This is a genomic window from Methylophaga sp. UBA1464 (assembly GCF_002325665.1).
In the GTDB taxonomy this organism is placed as follows: domain Bacteria; phylum Pseudomonadota; class Gammaproteobacteria; order Nitrosococcales; family Methylophagaceae; genus Methylophaga.
Window position 1 is genome coordinate 6,918 of record NZ_DCSO01000081.1, and the last position, 1,605, is coordinate 8,522.

The 1,605-nt window shown below is 43.4% G+C and carries 2 protein-coding genes; both read right to left on the reverse strand.

The genetic code is table 11. From position 1 onward, the window contains the following. Nucleotides 1–11: 11 nt before the first annotated feature. Nucleotides 12–302: a hypothetical protein gene (locus tag B3O33_RS10380; protein WP_292363548.1), complete on the reverse strand. Its 291-nt coding sequence runs from the start codon at nucleotides 300–302 to the stop codon at nucleotides 12–14. Nucleotides 303–913: 611 nt separating this feature from the next. After that, nucleotides 914–1,605: MBL fold metallo-hydrolase RNA specificity domain-containing protein (locus B3O33_RS10385; RefSeq protein WP_292363550.1), on the reverse strand; the 692-nt coding region annotated here is incomplete at its 5' end.

Below are 1,605 nucleotides of genomic sequence, written 5' to 3' on the forward strand. Positions count from 1 at the left end.
CGTAATTCACCTCACTCGTACAAACTTGTCATGTGCTTGGCTTCGCCAAATTTGATAAATACCTGGCCCTCTTTAAGTCCTCTTGACGAAAGAACCTGAGAGGATTTTTTTCCTAGATCACCGACAAAATCGGGGAACGGCTCTGAATGTAAAATATCTCTTGTGAATCCGTTTGGATATGGCCCATGACGCAGCACCATCTCTTCAAGTACATGCGTCCACAATTCCATACCCCTTACGCCTTCAAGATCCATCTGTGGCAGACCTATTTTTGCTTGCGGAGTAAGTCGCAAGTTATTCACAAATACATCCCGTACTCGCTGATTCAACTCTTGTTGCGTGAGGTGACGACAGTATCTTTGCTTGCGATATGCCTGTCTCCAGACTTCATGACGTGGTATTCCGCTTTTCATGGCTAACAGTCTGTTAATGAGATCTGCGACCTCATAATAATTATTAGCGTGGATGGTTTATAAATTTGACAAACCCTACCAACACGAATTAACCAATTGAAATATCTAATTTTTTCCAGGTAAGATTTTACTGAATTCATTAATCGTGAAAGATTCAGGATCAATTTTCTGCCTGAACAGGCTTGGGAGTAGGTTGATGCGAGCTGAATATCCATATCGGCCTCAAAATGAGAGATGTATCACAATTTATACGGTTTTTAAAATTAAAACAAACCTTTGATTTATTTGAGATATTAACGATTAATCGAAGATATGAATTTCTGCATCTGATTTCTTTAGCTGCCAATAAAGAGCGAAATAACAATTCAAAATTATTCTCTGTGTCTCTGTGGTTAATTTTTAAGGCTGATGAGATTATCAAATCTCGGACAAAAAAAGGCTCAGTTTTAGTTAAAAACTGAGCCAGTTTTATTGGGCCAGATTTGATGAATGACCTTATTTCAAATATCCACTTCCTCAAACAGTTCTGGCACTTCAGCATCCCAGCCGAATTTTTCGGTGATGTATTTACGCATGGTGTCGCTGGCAACGACTTCGCCGTGGGTGACGTAAACCTTATCGGGCTTGAGGTTGCCCTGCTCTAACCAACTCAAAATTTCGTTGTAGTCACCATGAGCGGACATGGAATCCAGGTTATGAATTTCGGCTTTTACCGGCCAGTACGCACCGTGGATTTTGACGGATTGAGCACCATTTACCAATGCATCCCCACGAGTGCCCGGGGCCTGGAAGCCTGCGAATACAATACTGTTTCGTGGATTCGGTAATAAGGTTTTAAGATGATGTAATACCCGACCACCGGAGGCCATACCACTTGCCGATACAATCACGCAGGGATAACGCATGGCATCCAGTTCGATAGATTCATCTACGGTACGGATGTACTGAGTTTGATCGTCAATCAGCGCGCACTGGCTTTGGTCCAGCTTATGTTCTTTGTGGTGTTTGATGAAAGCCTCAGTGGCCTTAATCGCCATCGGGCTGTTCAGGTAGACCGGCATTTCGGGGATTCTGCCTTCTTCCATCAGTTTATGCACCACATAAAGCAGCATTTGTGCCCGGCCAACGGCAAAGGCTGGCATCAGCGTGATACCGCCGCGGCCAGAAGTTTTAGTAATGATATCAGCGAGTT